General features: G+C 56.4%; 5 protein-coding genes. 2 read left to right on the top strand and 3 right to left on the bottom strand.

Going from position 1 to position 6,350, the window contains the following annotated elements; genetic code table 11:
- Nucleotides 1–57: 57 nt before the first annotated feature.
- A complete protein-coding gene (locus PMI22_RS21070; protein ID WP_007944282.1) occupies nt 58–1,158 on the bottom strand; it encodes a LacI family DNA-binding transcriptional regulator in 1,101 nt (366 codons plus the stop codon).
- 56 nt (nt 1,159–1,214) lie between these two features.
- A complete protein-coding gene (locus tag PMI22_RS21065) occupies nt 1,215–2,342 on the bottom strand; it encodes an MFS transporter (protein ID WP_050550186.1) in 1,128 nt (375 codons plus the stop codon).
- A 304-nt stretch (nt 2,343–2,646) separates the two neighbouring features.
- Between PMI22_RS21065 and PMI22_RS21060 the strand changes: the two genes are divergently transcribed.
- Nucleotides 2,647–3,933 (top strand): MFS transporter, encoded by a 1,287-nt coding sequence (locus PMI22_RS21060; RefSeq protein ID WP_007944284.1) that lies wholly within the window; start codon nt 2,647–2,649, stop codon nt 3,931–3,933.
- A 304-nt stretch (nt 3,934–4,237) separates the two neighbouring features.
- On the opposite strand, the gene PMI22_RS21055 is transcribed toward PMI22_RS21060, so the two are convergent.
- Nucleotides 4,238–4,480 (bottom strand): hypothetical protein, encoded by a 243-nt coding sequence (locus PMI22_RS21055; protein ID WP_007944285.1) that lies wholly within the window; start codon nt 4,478–4,480, stop codon nt 4,238–4,240.
- Between the two features lie 601 nt (nt 4,481–5,081).
- Here PMI22_RS21055 and PMI22_RS21050 point away from each other — a divergent pair.
- Entirely contained in the window at nt 5,082–6,140 is a 1,059-nt protein-coding gene (locus PMI22_RS21050) for a diguanylate cyclase (RefSeq protein ID WP_033048975.1), read from the top strand.
- The last annotated feature ends 210 nt before the right edge of the window (nt 6,141–6,350 follow it).

Raw genomic sequence — 6,350 nt, forward strand, 5'->3', positions numbered from 1 at the left:
CAGGTTGCAGAAAAAGGCCGGGGTGCAATCTCTGCACCCCGGCCATGTGACGGCTTATCAACTGTCGGTTGGCTGCACGTTTTGCGTCGAAGTCCGCACAATGAGTTTCGTCGCAAAAATTTTCCGCTCGGGCTCGATCCGAGTGCCGACCGGTGCATTCAGTTGCTCGGTCAGCAGCCGTGCGGCGTACACGCCCTTCTCCACCATCGGCTGGCCAATGGTGGTCAAGCCGAGCTGAACAGCCTCGGGAATATCATCGAAGCCAATGACAGATAATGCTTGCGGGACTTTGCGGTTGAGCGCACTGGCGGTTTTCATGCACGCGATGGCCATGACATCCGAACAGGCCACCACCGCCGTCACATCGTTGGAGGTCAACAGCGTAAACGCTGCCGCTTGCCCGGAAGTGGAGTCCAGCCCGCCGGCTTCAATAATGCAAAGGTCTTCGAAGGCCAGGCTGGCCGCGCTCGCCGCTTCCACATAGCCGGTGAGCCGTTCCCGGACAATGCGCTCGCTGGCGCATTTGAAGCGAGACTGATCAATCGGACCGCGATAGCCGTCCGGGTTGAGGCGGTCAATGATGATGCCTATCTTGCGATGCCCCAGATCCAGCAGATGTTGCATCTGAGTTCGGGCGGCACCGCGATCATCGATGCCGACAAAGAAAGAGTCTTCAACCAGGGGCGAATCGATCACCACAAACGGAATGTTCTGTTTCACCACGGCCAATACGGCCGGATGATCGTCCGGCAAGGTTGAGATAATCAGGCCATCCACCAGCCCGCGCAGGGCAAGACTGCCGTGGTTCTCGGCCTGGCCACGGCCGACCAGCCGGTTGTTATTGAGCGGGAACAAGGTCAGAGCAACATTTTCCAGCTCGCCCACTTCACTGATCCCGCGCAACAAGGCAACGGTGCAAGGGTCGGCGAACGCCAGGGACAGTTTGTCCATCATCATCAGCCCGATCGCGCCGATCTTGCCCGATCGAAGGCTTCGCCCCAGGACATTCGGCCCCGGATAGCCCAGGGAGGCCGCTACCTGGAGGATATGCTCACGCTGGGCTTGCGACAGCTTGGAGGGCCGATTGTAGGCGTAAGACACCGCCGGCTGAGATACCCCCGCCGCCAGTGCTACATCTTTCATTGAAACGGATGCCATCGCTTGCTTCCCGATCTTTAGAAACCCCATACGAGGCCCGTGAAAAAAACATGCGTTCAGTGTAACCGTTGACGGGAAACCTTCGGAACCAGTCGAGCGGCACTGACAATGACCGCGATCATCAACGAGGCGACGGCCAGCAACGCCGAAGACAAACTCGTCGCGTCGGCGAAAAGCCCGATAACGGCCGGGCCCATCAAGATACCGAGGTAACCGAGACTGGTTGCCGCAGCAATTGCCAACTCACCCGGCATCGTCTGTTGAGCACCTGCCAGGGATAAGTAGACCGGCGCAATATTCGCCAAACCAATGCCGATGATAGCGAACCCCACCAGGTTCAAGAGCCAGTCCGTGACCTGCACGACAATCGTAAAGCCCAGCATGACAATCAGGGCGCCACCGATGAGCACCACGCGCGAACCCAGCTTGAGCAGAATCCGGTCACCACTCAATCGTCCCAAGGCCATCATGACGGCGAACGCTGCATAGCCAAGCCCGGCAATCGAATGTTCTACGCCCCGGACCTCCGCGAGAAACACCGCGCTCCAGTCCAGAATCGCGCCTTCAGCGAGAAACGCGAACAGACAGAGCACACCGAGCCATAAGACTTTTGGAGTTGGTCGGACAAATATCGGGCTGCCTTCTTCGCCGCTGCGCCCCAGCATCTGCCTCCCCGCCGTCAGAACAAAGGTGACCAGTGCAGCCATCACTGCGCTACTTGCCAGCAACGGCGTAGCGCCCAGCCATAACAGTGCGGTCATGCCCGCGGCACTGACAATCGTACCCAGGCTGAACAATCCATGGAAACCGGACATGAGCGAGCGAGCGGTAGCACGCTCGACCATCACACCCTGAACGTTCATCGTCACGTCCACCGCCCCACACCCTGCGCCGAATACTGTCAGGGCGAACATCAAACCGGTAAATGAATGCGTCGTCGCCAACAGGGGCAATGTCAGCAACACCAGCGCGATACCGACGTGCATCGTGAAGCGGCACCCCTTCCTCGTGTTCAGAACACCGGCGAGCGGCATCATCACCAGGGAACCAAGGCCAAGGCATAGCAGGAGCACACCTAAAGCACCGTCGTCGACGCCGGCGCGACTACGGGCATAAGGAACCAGCGGCGCCCAGGCCCCCATGCACAGGCCAGACATGAGAAACGTCAGCCGATAGGCCGCCATATGGGGGGTAGCGCACGGCACTATCAGCTCTTGAGACGACACGGAAACCTCGGTGCTCGGACGATTAAAGTTATACGTATAACCGAAAATCATCCGTTAGGCCAATGCCTCATCACGAAGCAGGATGGTTGCCACACGCACAGAATGGGCTTAAGCACTATGACTACGGGCCATGGATTCAAAATAAATTGACAGCCTGTCAGCTGACAATGTTATTTTTGTCGAAGTTATTCGTATAACTTGTATAACTTCACATTCCATGTACTCGAACACCCAAAAAAAACAAAAGGGACGATGCAGCGTGATGAACAGCATTCAAAGAACACCGATACCCCTCCGTATCCGCAAGGCGCGAATCGCGACATTCCTGGGCTTCATGATGATCGGCGCCATGATGTACATCTGGTCGACCGGGGTCAGTGTCTTCCGAGCACAACTGGGTTTCACCGGTGAGCTGGGTGATGCGAATTTCGGCTTGATCGCACTCGGGGTCGGGGTCGGCTCAGCGGCCGGCGCATTGTTGGTGGGTCGCCTGCTGGACAGCTTTGGTGCCAAACCGGTCATCACTGTGTGTGCAGTAGCCTATCCCCTTTCCATTATCCCGTTGGGTTTCATCAGTGGGTTCTGGTTCGCCATGTGTTTCGGCATCGTGCTGGGATTGTTGCGCGGCGCCTTGGATACCGCCTTGAATGCCCACGGCGTACAAGTCGAACGCTTTTACCAGCGCTCGATCATGTCCGGTTTTCACGCGTTCTATTCCCTTGGCGGTTTTATACTGGGGATGGCTTGCAGCTGGTTGACCGGCTTCTACACCGACAGCGTGCAAGTGCCGTTCACCGTATTGGGAATTGCAATGTTGATTGTCGGCTGTGTCTTCAGCCGGTGGCTGCTGGGCAAGCATGACGTTCCCCACCCGTCGGTGGGAGATTGGCAAACCGGCGTCCAGGCGCCTGACGAAATGGGTAAGGGGCCATCGGCAAAAACGCTTCTTGTGATGATTGCTCTCGGCGTCCTGCTGCTAGGCAGCATGATGGGAGAAAACGCGATTGCCGACTGGGGGCAGGAATATATTCGTCGCGAGTTCTCGACGACGACTTCGACCGCGGGCATGGCCGTGTCAATCTTCGTTGGCGCGGCCTTTGTCGGGCGCCTGTTCGGCGACCGGCTGGCGGCCGCCTTCGGCAATGCGCAAGTCGTATTCGGATGCGGTGTGGTATGTGTCCTGGGTATGACCCTCACCATCGTCGGCGGCACTGCCATTACCGGCATCCTCGGCTTCGCACTGTTCGGCCTGGGCCTTTCCTGCATTGCCCCCCTGATGATTTCCGCCGCGGGGCGCAGGGACTCGAAGCATGCAGGTCGTAACATTGGCATCGTCAACTGCATCGGCTTTTCCGGAATGCTCGTGGGGCCTGCTGCCATCACCGTGATTGTCAGCAACTTCGGCCTAAGCTCGCTGATGTTTTTCCCATTGATCATGCTTGGCTTACTGGCGACATTTGGCCCACTGTTAATGCGCGCACCTAAACTTGTCACGACTGAAAACAACGCGATAGGTGTAACCCCGAAGTGCCGAACAGAAATACGTTGAATTAAGGATACAGGGGGCATCGCTGGAGTCGACTGGAGGCTCTGCACCCGGCTAATCGAAGCGCTCTGCTCCTATCGTCCGCTTTGGTCGTTCTCTGCCGGTCAGGGCCACGAAGCGTGCAGGTGAAATACAATGCAAATGACTGGTCAGGTCGAATGCAGCTGGATGGACAAGTCTGTGCAATTACCCAGCAGGCGGGACTTCGGTTCATTTCGCTTTGGTTCACCACCCTGCCGGGAGATGTTTCCAGCTGCATCCTCATCAATTTCCATGCTGAGTCTGCGTACTGATTCGCGAGATGTTACTAACCCCCCTGAGTATCAATATCGGCATCCTGAACCGGCTTATGTTCAGGTTCTGATTTGAAGTCGGGGCTGTACGAGTTTTCTTTAGCTGCGGGGTCCTGCTTTGGATTATTGGGTGCGTCGACCTCGGCCGTTTTCGACGGAACTTCAGACCGCTTGGGGTCATGACCCGTTTCGTTATCCGTGCTGCTCGTACCGCCATGCTGCGATATGTTTCCCGGTGCATTCTCATCAATGTCCATGCTGCTCTCCGATAGTTATGTAAATGTCCGTGCTTGAACATGAGAGGTAGGGGAAACGCTGTAAGTGCCCGGCAATAGACGAATGGCGAGAACAAAAAACCCGGCTCACGGGCTTAATGCTGTTCATTTAAGGAGCGACACAATTCTGTAGCAGCTGGCGCAGCCTGCGTCCGGCTGCGTAGCAGTCGTAAATCCTCAACGCGCTGATTTCCTGAAGCACCGCATCGTTTGATTTCACGACTGCTACGCAGCCGGACGCTGGCTGCGCCAGCTGCTACAAGGTTCGCGTTGACTTAAGTGAACAGCATTACGGCTCACTGGCCGGGTTTCACTTGTGGACTCAACCGGTCGCGACAGGCAGAAATCGGCCAAAAACAGCCCGTCAGATGTGCCTATGAAACCAGGACCGATTCAGAAGTCGCTCTGCTGGCGATTCAATATTATGATCGAAAGGCCAGCGAGGCTTGTACGATCGTGGCAGGCCAGGAGTTAGAGCGGTTTGCCTAAGCCTTGAGAGCGCTTGCAAGGTCGCTCTTCACCCTCGCGTTAATATTGAAGACAATAACTATCGAGGGAGCGAAACATGAATGGTGATGGGATAATGGAAAATAAGATTGGCAAAGGAAAGTCTTTTGCCAAACGAATCTACTTGCCACGCCTTATTGGCCTGGCGATTGGCATGCTGAGCGTACTGGCCGCCATTGCGCCGCTGGGCCTGCCGGGATGGGTATGGGTACTGTTGCTTTTCAACGGCTTGGTTTGGCCGCATCTGGCCTATCAATTGGCCACCCGTGCTAGTGAGCCGTATCAGGCGGAGCGGCGCAACTTACTCTACGACTCAGTGATGGGCGGGTTCTGGACCGCGACCATGCAGTTCAATCCGTTGCCTGCCGTCACCATCCTTTCGATGATGACGATGAACAACGTCGCTGCAGGCGGCCAGCGTTTATTCGTGCATGGCGCGCTGGCCCAAGTTGTCGGAATTCTGCTTGCGATAACACTGTTCGGCCCGCAGGTGCAACTTACTGCAACCGCCCTACAGATCTACGCCTGCTTGCCCATGCTGACGCTCTACCCATTAGCGCTGGGCTGGGTCTGTTATCGCCTGGCCATTAAGCTCGCCGACCACAAGCGTCGTCTTAGCGCCCTGAGCTGTACCGACAGTCTCACCGGCCTGCTCAATCATGGGGCGTGGAAGGATTTGCTTCATCTGCAGTTTTTCGCCTTCCGGCAGGAGAGCTTCGAAACGGTGATCGCGATCATTGATGTCGATCACTTCAAACAGATCAACGACACTTACGGCCATCTCGTTGGCGACAGCGTGCTACGCCAGCTGAGCGCCGAACTTAAGAAAAACCTTCGCCAAGGTGACCTGGCCGGTCGCTTTGGTGGAGACGAGTTCTGTGTGATCCTGCCCAACAGCCCACTGAGCCAGGCCGGCGAAATTATGGAGCGACTGCGAGGGGCAATGGGCAACTACCGCAATGAGCAACTGCCTGAGCTGCGAGTCAGCCTGAGTATCGGCTTGGCATCGTGCTGTAGTGCAATGACCGACGCCGCAGACTGGCTCAACGAAGCCGACAAGGCACTGTATGCGGCCAAGAACAGTGGGCGCGACAAGGTCTATTTCACCTTAGGCGACATCGTCAACGCACCTTGAATTACAGTGGATTCGCTAGACACCTTGGAAACCAATTTTTTGATCTGTAAACCACTGAGGTTAACAACTCAAAAAAGTGGTTTATAGCAACCAGGTAATTCCCTCGTGGAAACTGCTGGGATAATGCCCGATGGAGCGCGTGTTTCGCAGCTTGAAAACTGAATGGACCAGCACACGCCGTAGTTACGACCGGCAGAGAACGGCCCAGAG

The sequence above is a fragment of the Pseudomonas sp. GM21 genome (assembly GCF_000282215.1).
Classification (GTDB): Bacteria; Pseudomonadota; Gammaproteobacteria; order Pseudomonadales; family Pseudomonadaceae; genus Aquipseudomonas.